Source organism: Pantoea sp. GCM10028869 (genome assembly GCF_042666835.1).
In the GTDB taxonomy this organism is placed as follows: Bacteria; Pseudomonadota; Gammaproteobacteria; order Enterobacterales; family Enterobacteriaceae; genus Pantoea; species Pantoea leporis.
The window spans coordinates 479,918-497,741 of sequence record NZ_JBHTGO010000003.1 but is presented as its reverse complement, the minus strand read 5'-3'; the positions used below and the strand labels follow the sequence as shown (position 1 = coordinate 497,741).

The following is a 17,824-nucleotide window of genomic DNA, read 5'->3' as shown; positions in this document are numbered from 1 at the left end:
ACGCGCAGTGCCATAACTTAACGGTCTTGTTCGTGCTATGTTCAGGATATATCATGTATTTTTCTTTGTTGAGAATCCCTGCCTGATGACTAACGCGCGCTTGCTCTCGGTTGAAAATCTCTCGCTGCACACTCACGATCAGCGCTTGCTGGTGGATAACATCTCTTTTCATCTCGATCGCAAGGAAATCCTGGCGTTAGTTGGCGAATCGGGATCTGGCAAAACCTTGACCTCGCTGGCGCTGATGAGTTTGTTGCCGGCGGGCGTGCAGCAGAGTGGCGGCCGCGTGGTGTTCAATGGCGAGCCGCTGGATGCGCGCACAACCCAGCAATTGCGTGGTTGCCGCATCGCCACGGTGTTTCAGGAGCCGATGACCAGCATGAATCCCACGCTGCGTATTGGTGAACAGATTGCCGAAGTGCTGGTGCGGCATCGTCAGTTTGGCTGGAAACAGGCGCAGCAGGAAGCGATAGCGCTGCTGGATCGCGTCGGCATCGTCAATCCAGCGCAGCGCGCGCGGCAGTATATTCATCAGCTGTCGGGTGGCATGCGGCAACGGGTGATGATCGCCAGCGCCATTAGCGGTCAGCCGGAGTTATTGATTGCCGATGAGCCGACCACCGCGCTGGACGTGACTATTCAGGCGCAGATTCTGGCACTGTTGCAGGAGTTGCAGCAGGAGATGGGCATGGGGATCTTGTTGATCACCCACGATCTCTCGGTGGTGGCGCGCTACGCCGACCGCGTCTGCGTGATGCAGCAAGGGCAGCTGGTTGAGCAGGGCGCGGTACTGAGTACGCTCGGCGCGCCAACGCATCCTTACACGCGCAAATTGATTGCTGCTTCGGCAGCGCAAATCCCCGAGGCGACTGCGCCGGTTGCACAGCCGCCGCTGCTGGTGCTGCGCGACATCAGTAAAAGCTATCCGCTGCCGCGCCGCATGCCGCTGTGGCCGGCCAAACGGCAAACCGTGTTGCATCCGGCGAATCTGTCGATTGCGCAGGGCGAAATTGTCGGACTGATTGGCGAATCCGGCTCCGGTAAAACCACATTGGGCAGCGCGGCGATTGGCCTGATTACGGCGGATGGCGGCGAAGTGCATTTTCAGGGGCAGCATTTGCAAGGACGTCAGCTGCATAGCTTACGTCGCCACACGCAGATTATTTTCCAGGATCCTTATGCCAGCCTGAATCCGAAAATCCCGGTTGGTGAGCAGATCGCCGAACCGCTGCGCGTCTGGCAACTGCGCAAAGGCGCGGCGGTGGATGCGCGAGTCAAAGAGCTGCTGGCGTTGGTGGGATTGAAAGCCGAACATGCCACCCGTCTGCCGGGCGTGTTCTCGGGCGGCCAGCGTCAGCGTATTGCCATTGCACGCGCGCTGGCGATGGAGCCGAAGCTGCTGGTGGCGGATGAAGCGGTAGCGGCGCTGGATTTATCGGTGCGCGGGCAGATTCTGGCGCTGTTTAATACGCTGCGCCACAAGCTGGGATTATCGGTGCTGTTTATCAGCCACGATCTCGGCGCGGTGCGTCAGTTGTGCGACCGCGTGGTGGTGATGTATCACGGCAGGATTGTGGAGTCCGGCGCAACCGCCAGCGTGATTAACCATCCACAGGACAATTACACCCGCCAGTTGCTCGCCGCTGCGCCCGACGTGCAGCAGGCGCTGGCGCTGCGATCAGCCGCCGTGTAACAGCGGCAGTTCGTGATGTTCGGCCCATTCGTGCCAGGAACCGACATACACCGAAACATGGGGATAGCCCGCCAGTTTTAACGCCGCCAACACCGTGGCGGCGCGGGCACCACGATGGCAATAAACCTGCAACTTCGCGTTTTTACTCAGTCCTGCCGCCTCGGCGCGTGCGGCAATCTGCGGCGCTGATAAGAAATGGCCGCTGGCGATGACATCTTCCCAGAACAGCAGCTGAGAATGTGGAATCCGTCCCGCGCGCTGACAGCAGGCATGCGCAAAGCTGCCGTCAAACTCGCTGGGGCGACGGGCATCCACGTTGATCACCGCCACGCCATCCGCTGCTAGTACCTGTTCACGGCTGCACACCAGCTCGCGATTCCACGCGGGTGCGTTGGCTGCCGGTGGATGCGCCACGGTACGGCTTAATCCCAATCCCGGCGCGAGCTCATAGCCTGCCGCAATCCAGGCATCGACGCCGCCATCCAGAATCAGCGCATCATCACGCTTGAGCAGCCATGCGAACCAGGCGCCGCGCGGTGAACGCATGCCAACCTGCTGCTCAAAAAACACCGGCGTGGCGTTGGGATACGCGGTAAACATCGGCTGCAGCGCGGTGGCGGCTTCGGCTGCCATCACCGCTAAACCTGCCTCGCTGCAATCCTCAATAAAATAGTCGTAGACGTTACAGTGCTGCGCGCCAGGCAAGGTGGCGCGTTGCCAGTCGGCAAATTCGCGGACATCGATCAGCAGAAACGCTTCGCCGTGCGCCTGGCGCTGATGCAGTGAAAGCACATCAATGATCATGCAGGACTCCTGAAAACAGCGACTGCAACGAACCGAGCTCGTCGTGCTCAGCGGCCTGTAACACGCGGGCGGCGAGGGCGATATCAAACACGTTGAGGCCAAATGAGGAGAAATAGACGCTGTCATCGGGCTGTGGACGCCAGTGATCCAGCAGCAGCGCGGCGAGATCGGCCGCCACATCCTGTTCAGCAAACTCCCCGGCGCGGAACATCTGGAACAGGCTTTTGGCGCTGCGCTGGGCAAAATCGCCCCACGCATCCACCACCACCTTGCTGCTGGCTTTGATGGCGGCAAAACTCACTTCGTGATAACCGACCTGCACAATGATCCTACCGGGACGTACCGCTGCGGCGTCGACAATCGGCTGGTCGGCGCTGGTACAGGTCAGCACGGCGTCATAAGGCTGCGCCAGAGCGAGCGGCAGATCGGTTTCGATCTGCACTTCGCGCAACGCACTGAGTTTAAAAGGGGAGCGATTCCACACGCCAATCTGTTCCAGCTGCGGAAACAGCTGCTGCAGCATGCGCAGATGCGCCTGAGCATGTAAACCGGCGCCGAGCAGCAGCACGCGCTTTACCGGACGCGGTGCGGCCAGCTGTAACGCCAGTGCGCTCACCGCCGCAGTGCGCGCCGCGGTGAGTGCCCCGCTGGCCAGCAAGCCGCGCGGAATGCCGCTCTGCGCATCGTTAATCAGGGTCAAGGCTAGGGCGGCGGGCAACGCATCTGGTCGCTGTGGACGATGTGCCGTCCACTTCACGCCTGCGGCATTGTAGCTGCCGCCAACGCGCGCCGGTAAGGCATAAGCTTTACCGAGCGGCGTACCGAGATCGATGTGATTTTCAGCGGGCATCTGCGCTTCGCCAAGACGCATCAGCTGAATCACCGCTTTGACGTCTTCCAGCGCCAAAGCGATATCCCCGCCGCCTAATTGCGCGACGGTGGCTTCATCCAGTACACGCAATAAGGCTTCCATTACTGCTCCAGCAGGCGATCGGCGAAGGGATAGAGCGCCGGAGAACCGCCACAATGCACGAAGGTCACGCGCGATCCTTGCGGAATGCGCCCCTGTTCGACCAGCGAGAACAGGCCGTGCATCGCTTTACCGGTGTAAACCGGATCCAGCAGCACGCCTTCCTGTTGGGCGAGTTGATAGATGGCAGCGATGCCGCCGTCCGATGGCACGCCGTACGCCTGACCGACATAACCATCCTCAATCCAGATATCCTCCGGCTGCCACTGCTGCGGCCATTGCAGCAGATCGGCACAATCTTGCGCCATGCCGGCAATGCGTGGCTGGAACCAGTCGGCTTTGGCGCTGACGCTCACGCCAATCACCTTAGTATTGGGCCAATAGCGACGCGTGCCCACATGCAATCCCGCCAGCGTGCCGCCGGAACCGGTGGGCGCGACGATGAAATCGGGTGCGGGCATCTGGCTGGGTGCCAGCTGCGCCGCTAACTCTTCCACTGCGCGTACATAACCCAATGCGCCGAGTGGCGTTGCGCCACCCAGCGGAATAATCATGGGGGTTTCACCTTGCGCGAGAGCCGCATCCGCGTGCGCCTGCATCGCACCTTCAATCTGGCTGAAATAGCCGTCGGGATCGAGGAACTGCACCTCGGCCCCGAACAGCTTATCCAGCAGCAGATTACCCTGCCAGCTTGCGGGCGGATTGCCCCGCAGCACCAGCACCGGACGCATACCAAACTTGCGTGCGGCGGCAGCCACCATGCGGGCGTGGTTCGACTGATGCCCGCCGGTGGTGATCACCACATTCACGCCTGTTTTGCAGGCCTCCGCAATCAGATACTCCAGCTTGCGGACTTTGTTGCCGCCGCCGCCGAAGCCACTGTAGTCATCACGTTTGATCGTCAGCGTAATCCCAAGTGCCTCACTGAGCCGCGGCAGCGGCTCGTGAGGAGTGGGGAAGAAGCCGAGCGGAACGCGTTCAAACTCTTCTACTGATTTCATTATTTACTACCTTTATTTTTGTGTACTGCGGTGTTTCCCTGGTGTGGCGCGACCCGGCCAATGGCCGAATCATTGAATGCGTTGAGCCACAGGCTCATGGATTGCTGGAAGCGTTCGAGTCCCGCCAGCGTGACAAACTCATTGACGGCGTGCGCGTTGCCGCCGTGGCCTAATCCGCCAATCAAAAAAGCGGGCGCGACGGCCGCGAAAGCGTAGGCGGGCGCACAGCCCGGCGCCCACGGCCAGATTTGCGGTGCCGCGCCCAGCGTTTGATAGCTGGCGATTAGGGCATCGACGCCGCTGGCGCTGCGACTAAAGCGCACGCCGGGATAGCGATCAAACAGGTGCAGCTCGCTGCCGGCTAAATCGGCTTGTGCCAGCCGCTGCTGCACGTCGGCAATCATCGCGTCCTGATCGAAACCCGGCGGGATGCGAAACGCCAGTTCCGCGCTGGCACGGAACGGGATGACGCCGCGTCCGCCTGGCGGATCGCTGTGCAGTTCTGCCAGCGTCAAGACCGCGCTGCCAAGCAGCGTTTGCAGGCAGCTCAGCGTATCGCCGGCGATCATCAGGCGCTGACTGCGTCGGAACTGCAGTTCGTCATCGATGCTGAATTCGGCGGCTAAGGTCGCCAATAATTGATTCGCCTCATCGTCCGTGGCGTGACACGCCAATACGCCGCTGTGTTCTGCTGGCGCGATGGCATCTAATGCCTGTACTAAACGCCACGCCGGATTGGCGATCCAACCGGCATTGCTGGCATGAATCGCGGAGGACGGTCCGCCCCATGCGCCGCCGGTGACGCTGAGGCGTCCGCTGGCCAGTCCGGTAAAGCCGAGATAGACGCGCGGTGCGCCGCCACCGTATTCGCACAGTGACGGAAACAGCACGGCTTCAGCGGGAGCAATTGGGCAAGGCTGTTGCGCCAGATAACGCCGAAGCGCGCCGCTGCCCACTTCCTCTTCGCCTTCAAGCAGGATTTCGATATTAAAATCGAGCTGCTGGCTCTGCTGTAGTTCGCGTAGCAGAATCAGCAGGGCGGCGACCGGGCCTTTATTGTTCTCTGCACCGCGTCCGACAAATACCGCGCCGAGATCGTCCCAGTGACACACGCCACCGACAAACGGCGGCACATCCCAGCCGGCATCATCCGCAGGCATTACGTCATACATGTTGTACAGCACCACGGTTTTGCTGCTGCCGTTATCGATGCGTACATGGACCAGCGGCGGGACATCATCGGTTTGAGACGCCACCGGATAGACGATCGCGGCATTCAGCTGCGCCACCATCCACTGTTCCAGCCAGGCGGCCAACCCGCGCTGCGAGGATAACTGACCGGCTACGCTTGGCCAGCGCGTCAGTTCACTCAGCAGTTCAAGCGTGGCGTCAAGGCGACTCATAAACGAATCCTCGGGTTCAGCACCAGATAGAGCAGGTCGATCAGCAAATTGATCGCCACAAACACCACGGCGGCGAGCAACACAATCGCCTGCACCAGCGGGAAATCGCGGTTTTGAATCGCCTGAATCGCCAGACGACCAATGCCCGGCCAGGCAAAAATAATCTCAGTCACCAGTGCGCCGCCAAGCAACGAGGCGAAATACATGCCTTGCACGGTGATCACCGGAATCAGTGCGTTACGCAAACCGTGGCGTACCACGATGCGCCAGGCGCTGAGCCCTTTGGCGCGCGCGGTGCGGATATAATCCTGTTGCAGCACATCCAGCAGGCTGGCGCGCGTCAGGCGGGCCACGGCGCTCATGTAAAACGCACCCAGACTGAGCGCCGGCATCACCAGCGCGGCGAAAGTGCCGTAACCGCTGGAGGGCAGCCACTGTAACTTCAGGCTGAATAGCAGAATCAGCAGCAGCCCGAGCCAGAACACCGGAATCGCCTGGCCGGAGAAGGCCAGCAGGCGACATAACAAATCCCACAGGCTGTGCGGTCTCAGGGCGCTGATAATGCCGAGCAGCAGACCGAGCAGCGAACTCCATGCCAGCGCACTCACCGCCAGCAGCGCCGTCGCCGGCAGACGTTCGGCAATCAACGCCAATACCGGCTGGCTGTAGCGCAGCGATTCACCAAAATCCCCGTGCAGCACGCCGCCAAGATAGTGGCTGTATTGCCACAGCAGCGGACGATCAAAGCCCATGCTATGACGAAAAGTAGCGATCTCCTGCTGGCTGGAGCCGGGCGGCATCATCAGCGCCGCCGGATCGCCCGTCATGTGCAGGCTAAAGAAAATCAGCAGCGACACGCCGAGCAGCACTAATACCGATTGGCCAAGGCGATTGAGCAGAATGTTCAGCATCTTAATCCAGCCTTGTATGCGTGCGACGTAGCAGCGCATCGCCGAGCAGGTTGCAGCCAATCACCAGCGCCGCAATCACCAAACCGGGATAGAGCACCAGCCATTGCGACAGCAGCATGTAAGAGCGACCTTCGCCAGTCAGGTTGCCCAGCGTTGGCGTGGGTGGCTGAATGCCCATACCGAGAAAACCCACTGAGGCTTCGAGCACGATCAGGCGTGGGATATCCAGCGTTAGCAACACCACCAGCGGCGTCAGCAGATTGGGCAGGATATGCCGTAGCAGTATGCGCAGCGGCGAAAAGCCCATGGCGCGCACCGCCTGAATATATTCCAGTTCCCGAATCTCTAAGGTTTTGGCGCGCGCCACGCGGGCATAAATCGCCCAGCTGGTGCAGCCCATAATCACAATGATGTTGGTCAGTGATGCGCCCATCAGCGCAATCACTAGCAGAATCAACAGAATAAACGGCACCGCCAGCTGGATGTCGATCAGTCGCATGATCAGCGCATCAACCCAACCGCCGGCGTAACCGGCGATCATACCGAGCGCGACGCCAATCACCGCGCCAATCGCCGCCGCGACCAACACCACCAGCAGCGACAAGCGCGTGCCGGAGAGAATGCGCGCCAGCAGATCGCGGCCCAGTTGATCGGTGCCGAGCCAATGCGTGGCTTGCGCACCGGGTGAACCCGGCGGCAGGAACATCTCATTGAGATTGTTACTTAAGGCATCGGGCAACGGCAGCCACGGAGAGAGCAGCGCCGCGGCAATCACCACGATCAGCAAAAGGCTGCCGATTACCGCATCGCCGTAAATCAGGCGGCGTGGACGGCGCTGCAGCACGGTGCCCGGTGAAATCATTTCAGCCTCAGATCAAACAGCGGGATGCGGGCATCGACGCGGCCTTTGAAGTTGAGCGACGTGCTGTGCGCATACAAGGTGTCTTCACGGTACAGCGGCAGCAGCGGCTGTTGTTCCGCGACGCGTTGCTGTATCTGCTCTAGCACTTTTTTGCGCGCAACGGGATCGACAATCTGGCGGCTTTGATCGAGCAGCTTATCCAGCTCTGCATCATGCACGGTGGAATAGGGCTCGCCGCTGCGCAGAATCGGGAACAGCGCGGCATCGGCATCCAGCGTCTGCGTGGATCCCCACGCCAGCATATACATCGGAGCCTGTTTCTGGGACGCGACCTGCTGGGTGTAAACCGACCATTCCGGTACCTCCAGCTCGGCTTTCACGCCAATGGCGGCTAAATCCTGCACGATGGCTTGGGCTACATCGGCGCTGGCAATATAGCGGCGCGGCGCCTGGAAGCGCAGGGTAAAGCCGTTGCCGTAACCGGCTGCAGCCAGCAGCGATTTGGCTTTCGCCACATCCTGCGCGGTGGCCGGAACCGCCAGATAACCAAAGTCATTAGCACCGGCCATGGTGCCGGTTGGCGTACCGAAACCGTGCAGCAGCTGTTGGGTATAAGCCTGACGGTTTAACGCCAGCGAAAGCGCCTGACGGACGCGCACATCACTCAGCGGTTTCTCATCATCTTTCAGGCCGAGGTAAATCGTCAGTCCGCCGCCTTTCACCTGTTCCAGTTCGACGTTGGGGCGATTTTTCAGCGCGGGCACTAAATCAGCAGGCACGCTTTCAATCAGCTGCACTTCGCCGGTCAGCAGCGCGGTGAGGCGTGCGGTGGCTTCGGGAATCGGACGCCAGGTAACGCGGTCGATCGCCGGTTTGCCGCGCCAGTAAGTTTCATTGGCGACCATCACCACTTTTTCATCCGGGATAAAGCTATCCAGCTTGTAAGCGCCGCTGCCCACCGGTTTGCGCGCAAACTCGCTGGCGCCGACCTTCTTCACGTAGGCGGGCGGCACAATGTAAGCCGGGTAGCGGCTCATGCGCGTGGGCAGCAGAGGATCCGGGCCGTTGGTGTGGATCTGCACCTGATAATCGTTGATCACGTCCACCGATTTGATGGTGCGGATATAGGAAATCGTCGGTGCGTGATTGGCGGGGTCTAAAATACGATCGATGGAGAACTTCACCGCTTCGGCGTTCACCGGCTCGCCATCGGTAAATTTCACGCCCTGGCGCAGGGTAAATTGCCAGGTGGTGTCGTTAATCGCTTTCCACTCAGTGGCTAAGCCCGGCTGTAATGACATGTCATCGGCGCGGCGCACTAAGGTATCGAAGAGGTTGTCGACTAAGGTGGCAGATTCTTTGAGAAAGCCGGGATCCATCGCCGTGGCAGACGTGGGTTGGCCAATGGTCAGTTCCGCTGCCTGTACGGCTGGCATCAGAGCAAATAGCAACGCGGTGGTGGCAAACTTCACTGCAGGTAATCTCATAACGTTTCCCAAAATTGCCAACGGCAAGGTAGTGAAAAGAGTGGATACTGCCAGAATCAAGACTGTGCTTATTTGTAATACATGATATATCCTATAATCTGGCAAGTTGGCAATAAAACATTAAAAATAACTTACCATTTGCGAAATTCAGTAGAAGGCCCTCAACGTATGATCGAAATGGATAAAGCGCAGCGCATGAGTTTGACCGCGCAGGTGGAATCGTCACTGCGCAGCGCGCTGATTGTTGGCAAGTTAAAACCTGGCGCACGGCTGGTGACGCGCGATTTGGCAGCTCAATTGGGTACCAGCATCACGCCGGTGCGTGAAGCCTTGTTGCGATTGGTTTCTGCCGGAGCATTAGACGCCACGCCAGCTGCGGCGTTTCTGGTCCCGGAAATGACGCGCCAGCGCTTTGATGAGATTACGCTGATTCGTAAGCAGCTTGAAGGTTTAGCGGTGAGGGCGGCGACGCCATTTTTGGGAAAAAAACAGATTTCTGAGCTGAAAAAACTCTGCGCGCGCTTTATGCAAGCCAAACAAAGCGGTGATGCCGAGGCGGCGTTAGAAGCCAATCGCGCGTTCCGTTTTACGCTCTATGGCTATGCGCAAATGCCAACGCTGGAGGCACTGATCGAACAGCTTTGGGTGCAGATCGGTCCGTGCTTTAACTATCTCTATCCGCAGCCGGCCGAGGTGGTGAATGGGCATCATAACTATGATCACCTGCTGGAAGCGTTACAGGCCGGCGATGCGGTTACCAGTGAAAAGATATTGATGAAAGCGATTGATGATGGGGCTGCGATTTTGCATCAGCACTATTTCAATCAGTAAAAAGCAAAAGAGCGCGTGAACCTTGCCGCTACTAAGCGTGCAATTATTTGTAGCGGCGTAATGCATTGCGCATCTGATTAACCGCGCGGTCACCGCAATGACATAAAACCTTCATTTCCTTCCGCTAGCTTACCGCCATTCTGATTTCTGGATTGCGGATGCATGAGCCACCTTTCGCTTCACCACATCACTAAAGCCTGGGGCGAGAAAACCGCCCTGGACGACATCAGCTTCGACGCGGCAGAAGGCGCGTTTGTCGCGCTGCTCGGTCCATCGGGCTGCGGTAAATCGACGCTGCTGCGTACCATCGCCGGACTGGAAACAGCCGATCGCGGGGCGATCCACTTTAAACACGCCGACATCACCCATCTGCCGCCGTCGCAGCGCAAGCTATCGATGGTGTTTCAGTCCTATGCGCTGTTTCCCCACCTTAACGTGCGTGAAAATCTGCTGTTTGGTTTGAAAGCGCGCGGCGAGGAGAAACAGTCGTTTGCTGCCCGCCTGGATAACGTCAGCAAGCTGATGGAGCTGGATAAGCTGCTGGATCGTTTGCCGTCGCAGCTCTCCGGCGGACAGCAACAGCGCGTGGCGCTGGGCCGTGCGGTGATCGCCAATAACACGCTGTGTTTAATGGATGAGCCGCTGTCGAACCTCGACGCCAGGCTGCGGCAAAGCATGCGCCGTGAAATCCGCGCGCTGCAGAAAAAACTCGGTTTGACCATGCTGTACGTCACGCACGATCAGACTGAAGCGATGAGCATGGCCGACAGCATTATCCTGCTCAACGATGGCCACATTGAACAGCACGGCACGCCAGACGATCTCTACAACAATCCCGCCAGCGTGTTTGCCGCACAGTTCATTGGCGCACCGCCGATGAACATCCTGCCGCTGCAGCGCAATGGCGCGCATCACTATCTGCTGCATCTCACCGCGCCGGTAGTGGAATACCGCGACGCGCCGCTGAGCCTTGGATTGCGTGCCGAAGATATCCAGCCGATCGCTGCAGAACAGGCGGCGCTGACCGCGCGGGTGATCAGTTCTGAATATATGGGCGCTGATACCTTGCTGGTGTGCCTGCTTGCTGGCATCAGCGAACCGCTGACCATTAAAGTGCCGGGCATGCAGCGCTTCACCGATGGCAGTGAAGTGGGATTGCAGTGGTCAGCCGCGCGGCAATATCTTTTTCATCGCGAGAGCGGTAAGCGCTGCGTGCCAGCCGAACAACAGATGTTTGCTTCACAGAAAAAATACGCCGTTTAACCGTTGTCATTTGCCCAAGGGAAAATCATGTCTGCGATTCGTTATTCACGTCTTTCTGCATTAGTTCTCGCCGTCACCACCTCAGCTTTTGCGGCTGAACCGGTCAAGCTGCAAATGTATTACCCGATCGCGGTGGGCGGCAAAGTGAGCCACACCGTGGATTCGCTGGTGGCGGATTTCCAGAAAGTGCATCCGGACGTGAGCATTCAGCCGGTGTATACCGGTGACTACGCCACCACCGTGACCAAAGCGCTGACCGCCTTTCGTGGTGGCAACGCGTCGCAGCTGGCGGTGATCGGTGATATCGAAGCGTATTCACTGATTGATGCCGGTGCGATTGTGGCGGCCAGCGATTTAGCGCAGGGTGAGGAAGGCAAAAAATGGATCGACGGTTTCTATCCGGCGTTTCTGCGTCACATTGACGGCAAAGTGTGGGGCGTACCGTTCCAGCGTTCAACCGTGGTGATGTACTGGAACAAACAGGCGTTTGAGAAAGCCGGTTTGAACGCCGATACGCCACCGGCCAACTGGCAGCAAGTGGTCGAATTCAGTAAGAAGCTCACGATCAAAGATGCTAACGGCGTCAGCCAATGGGGCATCGAGATTCCGTCCACGCCAAACGGCTACTGGAACTTCCAGGGCTTGTCCGCCACCAACGGCGGTCGCCTGGATAACGGCAAAGGCACCGCGGTGCACTTCAATACGCCGGGCAACGTGGAAACGCTGCAGTGGCTGACCGATCTCGGCCAGAAAGAGGAGGTGTCGCCGAGGGGTGCCATTGCGTGGGGCACCACGCCGCAGGACTTCATCAGCGGCAAAACTGCCATGATGGTGACCACCACCGGCAACCTGACCAACGTGCGTGATAATGCGAAATTCCCGTTCGGTGTGGCGATGCTGCCGGAGAAAACCCAGCGCGGCAGCCCAACCGGCGGCGGTAACCTGTATGTCTTTAAAAATGCCTCACCAGAACAGCAGAAAGCGGCGATGGAGTTTATCCGTTGGGTAACCTCACCCGAGCAGGCGGCGCGCTGGAGTATCGCCACCGGTTATGTAGCGACCTCTCCGGCGGCATGGGATACCACGGTGATGAAGGATTACGTTAAAGAGGTTCCTCAGGCATTGGTGGCGCGTGAACAGCTGAAGTATGCGCAGCCAGAACTCTCGACTTACAACAGCGTGCAGATTCAGGATGCGCTCAATCACGCGGTAGAAGCGGCGGTGACGCAGGCGAAAACGCCAGCCGAAGCGCTGGAAGGCGCGCAGAAGCAAGCCGATCGTCTGCTGAAGTCTTATCAATAATGACGAGCACGATTCTCACCGTTGCGCCGGTTCGTCGTCCCCGGTTATGGTCGATGCAGCTGTATGGCTACCTGCTGATTTTACCGGCACTGAGTTTTTTACTGCTGTTTACGCACTATCCGGCGGTTGCGACCGTATGGGAAAGCCTGTTCAGCGCAGCACGTAACGGTCGTCCAGCCCATTTTGTTGGGCTGGATAACTATCTCGCGCTGCTGGATGACGACATCTTCATCCAGTCGCTGTGGAATAATCTGCTGTATGCGTTGATCACCATTCCGCTGGCGGTCATGCTGGCGCTGCTGATGGCGCTGGCGGTCAATCGTCACATGCGTGCCAATGCGTTGGTGCGCACCGCGTTCTTTATTCCTTCGCTGCTGCCGATGATCGCCATCGCCAATCTGTGGCTGTTCTTCTACACGCCGCAGCTGGGTTTGCTGAATAAGCTGCTGGCGCTGTTTTCCTTGCCGGCGATGAACTGGCTCGGCGAACCGGGTAGTGCCTTGTACTGTTTGATGGCGGTATCGGTATGGCGCGAAGCGGGCTTCTTTATGATCTTTTATCTCGCCGCTTTGCAGCAGATCGATCCGCGCCTGAGCGAAGCCGCGCAGATAGAAGGGGCGTCACGCCGCTATTTCTTCCGCCGCGTGCAGTGGCCGCTGTTGATGCCCACCACGCTGTTTGTGCTGATCAATGCCTCGATGAATGTGTTTCGCATCGTCGATCAGGTGATCGCGATGACCAACGGCGGGCCGAATAACAGCAGTAGCCTGCTGCTGTTCTACATCTATCGCACTGCCTTCAGCTTCTGGGATATGCCCGCCGCAGCGGCAATGACGGTGGTACTGCTGGTGATCCTCGCCGCGATTGCACTGCTTAAATTCAACCTACTGGACAAGCGAGCCCATTACCAATGAAGCCAACAATCACGTTTGGTCGCCTGTGTCTGAATATGGGCATTGGGCTTGCCGCGTTGCTGTGGTTTTTACCGATTCTGGTGGCGATCTGGGTGGCGATTCATCCGGCATCCGATCAGGCGAGCTTTTCGCTTTTTTCGCCGCTGACCTTGCAGAACTTCGTTAATGCCTGGCACGCCGCGCCCTTTGGTCGCTACTTCCTCAATACCAGCTTGCTGGTGCTGATGATTGTGGTGGTGCAGCTGATTCTGGCGACCATGGCCGCTTACGCATTAGTGCGCTTCCGCCTGAAATTCTCCGGCGCGATCTTCGCGCTGATCCTGCTGCAGCTGATGATCAGCCCCGACGTGCTGATTCTGAATAACTACAAAACCATCGGCGCGCTGGGTTTCCGCGATACGCTGACCGGCATCGCGCTGCCGTATTTCTCATCGGCCTTCGCCATCTTTCTGCTACGCCAGACCTTTAAAAGTATTCCGCTGGTATTGGAAGAGGCGGCAATTGTGGAAGGTGCCAGCCGCTTTTACATTCTGCGCAAGATTTACATCCCGCTGGCGAAGCCGATCTATGTGGCGTTTGCGCTGGTGTCGATCAGTTTCCACTGGAATGATTTCCTCTGGCCGCTGGTGATCACCGATTCGGTCAACGTGCGGCCGCTCACCGTGGGCCTGCAACTGTTCTCGGCGCCGGAGCAGGGCGTGCAATGGGCATTGATTGGCGCTGCTACGTTAATGACCACCTTGCCGCTGTTGGTGCTGTTCCTGATCTTCCAGCGTCAGTTTATTCAATCTTTTATGCGTGCTGGTATTCGCTAAGGAGTGCTTTTCGTGTCTTATCCGCATCCGCTGACTGAACTGCAGCGTGAACTGCTGGGCGATGTCGCCGAGCTCTATGCCTTGCCCGATGTGCGTTCCGCGCCGCTGAGCAGCACGCTGCGTTTTGGTTTGATTGCCGATCCGCAATATGCCGACATCGACGCCGATATGGCGAAAAATCTCTACTATCGTCACGCGCTGCATAAGCTGCCGCAGGCGATTGCGGTGTTGAATCAGCAGCCGCTGGATTTTGTCGTTACGCTGGGGGATTTAGTCGATCGCGACTGGAACAGCTACGCGGCGATATTGCCGATTTACGATCGCCTCGAACATCCACATGCGGTGGTGCTGGGTAATCACGATGCGCAGACCATCGCGCAGCATCTCAACGAAGCCGCTGCGCTACCCAAAAGCTATTACGCCTTTGGGCTGCAGGGCTGGCGTTTTATTGTTTATGACGGCAACGACATCAGCCTCTATTGCAACACGCAGAACGGTGACGATCGCAAGCAGGCGGAGGCGATGCTGGTGGACCTGACCGCGCGCCAGCAGCCGCAGGCGAAACCCTGGAACGGTGCGGTAGGAACGCAGCAACTGGCGTGGATTGAGCAGCAGTTGCAGCAAGCCCAGCAGCAAGGGGAGAAAGTGGTGGTGTTTGGGCATTATCCGCTGGCGCCGCATAACAGCCACAACTTACTCAACGGCAGCGTGCTGGCAGAGCTGCTTTCTAGTTACAACATACTATGCTGTTTCTCTGGACACGATCATCGCGGCGGCTTTGCGCGCATCGGTCAAACAGGCTTCTATACGCTCAAAGGGATGCTGGATGGGGCAGAAGAGGTGCCGTTTGCGGTGGTTGAAATTGAGGGCGATGAAGTTATCGTGAAAGAATATGGTGTCGAGTCGCCATTTATGGCGACCACTCATGATGATGCCGGCATCTGCCCGCGCTGACGAAGTGTCGCAATCTCTTCGGCGCGTTGGAGCAACTGCTGCAAATCATCCTCATCGATATCCAGCACTTCGCCGCTTTCCAGCGCCTGATGCAGGTCTTCACGCGTAATCGCTACGTCGATCACCACAGGCGGCGCTTTGGTTTCCGTTGCCGCCAGCGGATGCGGGTAACGACGTCCGGCGAGATTGTTAAACAGCAACGCCAGCAGCGCGAGGCAAACCGAGTTCAACAGCACCGGCGTCAGAATAAAGTGGTAACCCAGTTGCTGGACGCCGTTACCGCCCAAAATTGCGGTCAGCGCCACCGCGCCGCTCGGTGGATGCAAACAGCGCAGTTGAAACATCAACGCGATCGTCACACAGGCCGCGATACCACACGCCAGCGCGGGATGGGGAACCCACAGCGCGGTGGTGACGCCAACAACGCCCGCCACCAAATTGCCGCCGACAATTGACCACGGCTGCGCCAGCGGACTGTTCGGCAGACCAAACAGTAATACCGCTGAAGCGCCCATCGGCGCGACAAACCACAGATTCACTCCACCCAGCAGCCAGTGGCTGGTCAGGCTGGTCATCATTAAACCCAATCCCGCGCCAATGCTGGCGATGACCATCTGCTTTCTGCCTCCCGGTAACGGATGGGGCCAAAGGCGGGCCAGAAAGATGCGCACGGAGGTTATCCACGTCACCGATGGCTGATTTGTCATGAGGGAATCACTCTGTCATAAGAAAAAACGATGGGTGCGAATTGTCGCTGATCGATCCGTTGACAACAACCACATTGTTAGTGTGCTGTTATATCGTGGTAAGAGAAATGCTGATGATTGTCGCGAGGCTTAACCAACGCCTAAGGTTGCTGTATAGTCCGTTTTTTTTCGGAGGAACCATGCTGCCTAACTCATCCACACGCCTGAACAAATACATCAGCGAGAGCGGAATCTGCTCACGCCGCGATGCCGATCGTTACATCGAGCAAGGCAACGTTTTCATTAACGGTAAACGCGCTGCCGTCGGTGCGCAGGTGTTTGCAGGGGATGAAGTCAAAGTGAACGGGCAGCTGATTGAGCCGCGTGACGAAGAAGATTTAGTGCTGATTGCGCTGAACAAACCGGTGGGCATCATCACCACCATGGAAGAGGGTGAGCGTGACAACATTGGTGATTTCGTTAATCACAGCAAGCGCGTGTTCCCGATTGGTCGCCTGGATAAAGATTCGCAGGGACTGATTTTCCTCACCAACCACGGCGATCTGGTGAATAAAATCCTGCGTGCCGGTAATAACCACGAAAAAGAGTATGTGGTCACCGTTGATAAACCGATCACCGATGAATTTATTGCCGGAATGGGCGCGGGCGTACCGATGCTCGGCACCGTCACCAAAAAGTGCAAAGTTAAAAAAGAGTCGACCTTTGTCTTCCGCATCATTCTGGTTCAGGGGCTGAATCGTCAGATTCGTCGAATGACCAAACACTTCGGCTTTGAAGTGACCAAGCTTGAACGTACGCGCATCATGAACGTCAGCCTGAAAGGCATTCCGCTCGGCGAGTGGCGCGATTTGACCGATGACGAGCTGATTGATCTGTTCAAACTGATTGAAGACTCATCATCCGAAGATCAAAAAACGCAGAAGACGCAGGCGAAAAAGAAACCCGCCAGCGCGGCGAAAAAGCCCGCGACGGTTGGCGCTAAACCGGGTGAGAAAGCGGGAGCAAAACCGGCTAATCGCCAGCGTTTCGCCCAGCCAGGTCGTAAGAAGAAAGGGCGTTAATTTTCTTTCCCCGCGCACAGCGCGCGGGGAAAAGCCGTCACTTGTCGTTGCCAAACCCTTGCTTCTTCAGCGCGTCCAGCACGTGCGGGAAGTAAATCTTGTGATAATAACCGCTAACGCTTTCACTCCAGCTCTCGCCATCCTCACGTCCGGTATTTTTCCAGTGCTGCACCATCTCCTGATTATAGGCAGCGATGTGTTGCTCCAGTCCATCACGTTGATAGCGCTCTTCATGACGGAAGGTAGCCAGCGGCAGACGCGGCTTCTGATGCGCAGGCTGATCGACATGGCCAATCACCACGCCCGCCACCGGGAAGGTATATTCCGGCAAATCCAGCAAGCGGATTAACGCCTGCGCATCGCGACGAATACCGCCAATCGGCACAATGCCCAAACCTTCCGCACGCGCTGCCGCCATGATAGAACCCAACGCAATACCCACATCGGTTGAGCCCGACACAATGCTTTCGATGCTCTGCTGCGCGATCTGCTCGCGGTCGATAGCGTTTATCGCCAGACGCGATTTATGCATATCCAGCACCAGGGTAATAAACACCGGCGCTTTGGCAATCCACGGCTGACCGCCAGCAATCTGGGAGATTTGTGCCCGTCTTTCAGCATCGCGCGTCACCACCAAAGAGACCTGCTGCGAGTTCACCGAGGTTGGCGCGCGATAGGCGGCCGAAATGATGCGATCCAGCACCGCATCCGCAACGGGAAGGTCGGTAAAACTGCGATCGCTTTTATGACTGGTGAAAATATCGATTAATGAACTCATAGATCCTCCTGATTGGGAGGCGAGAGCGTAGCAGAAGAGAGAGTGATGTGACTTAACCGTTGTTGCCG

The 17,824-nt window shown here is 58.0% G+C and carries 17 protein-coding genes; 8 read left to right on the top strand and 9 right to left on the bottom strand.

Features of this window, described 5'->3' with window-relative positions:
- Positions 1–85: 85 nt before the first annotated feature.
- Complete coding sequence (locus ACFQW4_RS10145; protein ID WP_377725126.1) at positions 86–1,693, top strand: dipeptide ABC transporter ATP-binding protein; 1,608 nt, start codon at positions 86–88, stop codon at positions 1,691–1,693.
- On the opposite strand, the gene ACFQW4_RS10140 is transcribed toward ACFQW4_RS10145, so the two are convergent.
- The 7 genes from ACFQW4_RS10140 to ACFQW4_RS10110 are packed head-to-tail and all read right to left on the bottom strand — an operon-like array spanning position 1,679 to position 9,131.
- Positions 1,679–2,497 carry a sulfurtransferase gene (locus ACFQW4_RS10140; RefSeq protein ID WP_377725124.1) on the bottom strand — a complete coding sequence of 273 codons (819 nt, stop codon included), beginning with the start codon at positions 2,495–2,497 and terminating at the stop codon, positions 1,679–1,681. The genes ACFQW4_RS10145 and ACFQW4_RS10140 overlap by 15 nt on opposite strands.
- The gene (locus ACFQW4_RS10135; protein ID WP_377725122.1) at positions 2,487–3,470 is read right to left on the bottom strand and encodes an ornithine cyclodeaminase; all 984 of its coding nucleotides are present in this window, start codon (positions 3,468–3,470) and stop codon (positions 2,487–2,489) included. The genes ACFQW4_RS10140 and ACFQW4_RS10135 overlap by 11 nt, the downstream gene beginning before the upstream one ends.
- Positions 3,470–4,468, bottom strand: a complete 999-nt coding sequence (locus tag ACFQW4_RS10130) for a 1-aminocyclopropane-1-carboxylate deaminase/D-cysteine desulfhydrase (protein ID WP_377725121.1) — start codon at positions 4,466–4,468, stop codon at positions 3,470–3,472. Before ACFQW4_RS10130 ends, ACFQW4_RS10135 begins: the two co-directional genes overlap by 1 nt.
- Positions 4,468–5,871: a M20 family metallopeptidase gene (locus ACFQW4_RS10125; RefSeq protein WP_192233829.1), complete on the bottom strand. Its 1,404-nt coding sequence runs from the start codon at positions 5,869–5,871 to the stop codon at positions 4,468–4,470. The genes ACFQW4_RS10130 and ACFQW4_RS10125 overlap by 1 nt, the downstream gene beginning before the upstream one ends.
- The gene (locus tag ACFQW4_RS10120) at positions 5,868–6,782 is read right to left on the bottom strand and encodes an ABC transporter permease (RefSeq protein ID WP_064738660.1); all 915 of its coding nucleotides are present in this window, start codon (positions 6,780–6,782) and stop codon (positions 5,868–5,870) included. Before ACFQW4_RS10120 ends, ACFQW4_RS10125 begins: the two co-directional genes overlap by 4 nt.
- A 1-nt stretch (position 6,783) precedes the next feature.
- Positions 6,784–7,644: an ABC transporter permease gene (locus tag ACFQW4_RS10115; protein WP_377725119.1), complete on the bottom strand. Its 861-nt coding sequence runs from the start codon at positions 7,642–7,644 to the stop codon at positions 6,784–6,786.
- Complete coding sequence (locus tag ACFQW4_RS10110; RefSeq protein WP_377725118.1) at positions 7,641–9,131, bottom strand: ABC transporter substrate-binding protein; 1,491 nt, start codon at positions 9,129–9,131, stop codon at positions 7,641–7,643. Before ACFQW4_RS10110 ends, ACFQW4_RS10115 begins: the two co-directional genes overlap by 4 nt.
- A 168-nt stretch (positions 9,132–9,299) precedes the next feature.
- On the opposite strand from ACFQW4_RS10110, the gene ACFQW4_RS10105 reads away from it, so the two are divergent.
- The 6 genes from ACFQW4_RS10105 (at position 9,300) to ACFQW4_RS10080 (ending at position 15,210) form a co-directional block, all read left to right on the top strand.
- Positions 9,300–9,962, top strand: a complete 663-nt coding sequence (locus ACFQW4_RS10105; protein ID WP_101764418.1) for a GntR family transcriptional regulator — start codon at positions 9,300–9,302, stop codon at positions 9,960–9,962.
- A gap of 162 nt (positions 9,963–10,124) precedes the next feature.
- Positions 10,125–11,225, top strand: a complete 1,101-nt coding sequence (locus ACFQW4_RS10100; protein ID WP_377725115.1) for an ABC transporter ATP-binding protein — start codon at positions 10,125–10,127, stop codon at positions 11,223–11,225.
- Positions 11,226–11,252: 27 nt separating this feature from the next.
- Positions 11,253–12,527: an ABC transporter substrate-binding protein gene (locus tag ACFQW4_RS10095; protein ID WP_377725113.1), complete on the top strand. Its 1,275-nt coding sequence runs from the start codon at positions 11,253–11,255 to the stop codon at positions 12,525–12,527.
- Positions 12,527–13,441: a carbohydrate ABC transporter permease gene (locus ACFQW4_RS10090; RefSeq protein ID WP_377725111.1), complete on the top strand. Its 915-nt coding sequence runs from the start codon at positions 12,527–12,529 to the stop codon at positions 13,439–13,441. Before ACFQW4_RS10095 ends, ACFQW4_RS10090 begins: the two co-directional genes overlap by 1 nt.
- The gene (locus ACFQW4_RS10085) at positions 13,438–14,256 is read left to right on the top strand and encodes a carbohydrate ABC transporter permease (protein ID WP_110866140.1); all 819 of its coding nucleotides are present in this window, start codon (positions 13,438–13,440) and stop codon (positions 14,254–14,256) included. Before ACFQW4_RS10090 ends, ACFQW4_RS10085 begins: the two co-directional genes overlap by 4 nt.
- A 12-nt stretch (positions 14,257–14,268) precedes the next feature.
- Positions 14,269–15,210, top strand: a complete 942-nt coding sequence (locus ACFQW4_RS10080) for a metallophosphoesterase (protein ID WP_377725109.1) — start codon at positions 14,269–14,271, stop codon at positions 15,208–15,210.
- On the opposite strand, the gene ACFQW4_RS10075 is transcribed toward ACFQW4_RS10080, so the two are convergent.
- Positions 15,180–15,917 carry an HPP family protein gene (locus ACFQW4_RS10075; RefSeq protein ID WP_377725107.1) on the bottom strand — a complete coding sequence of 246 codons (738 nt, stop codon included), beginning with the start codon at positions 15,915–15,917 and terminating at the stop codon, positions 15,180–15,182. The genes ACFQW4_RS10080 and ACFQW4_RS10075 overlap by 31 nt on opposite strands.
- Positions 15,918–16,096: 179 nt before the next feature.
- Between ACFQW4_RS10075 and rluF the strand changes: the two genes are divergently transcribed.
- Positions 16,097–16,978, top strand: coding sequence for a 23S rRNA pseudouridine(2604) synthase RluF (gene rluF / locus ACFQW4_RS10070; protein WP_101764411.1), 882 nt, complete (start codon positions 16,097–16,099; stop codon positions 16,976–16,978).
- Between the two features lie 37 nt (positions 16,979–17,015).
- On the opposite strand, the gene ACFQW4_RS10065 is transcribed toward rluF, so the two are convergent.
- A complete protein-coding gene (locus ACFQW4_RS10065) occupies positions 17,016–17,756 on the bottom strand; it encodes a nitroreductase family protein (protein ID WP_377725104.1) in 741 nt (246 codons plus the stop codon).
- Positions 17,757–17,824 lie beyond the last annotated feature (68 nt).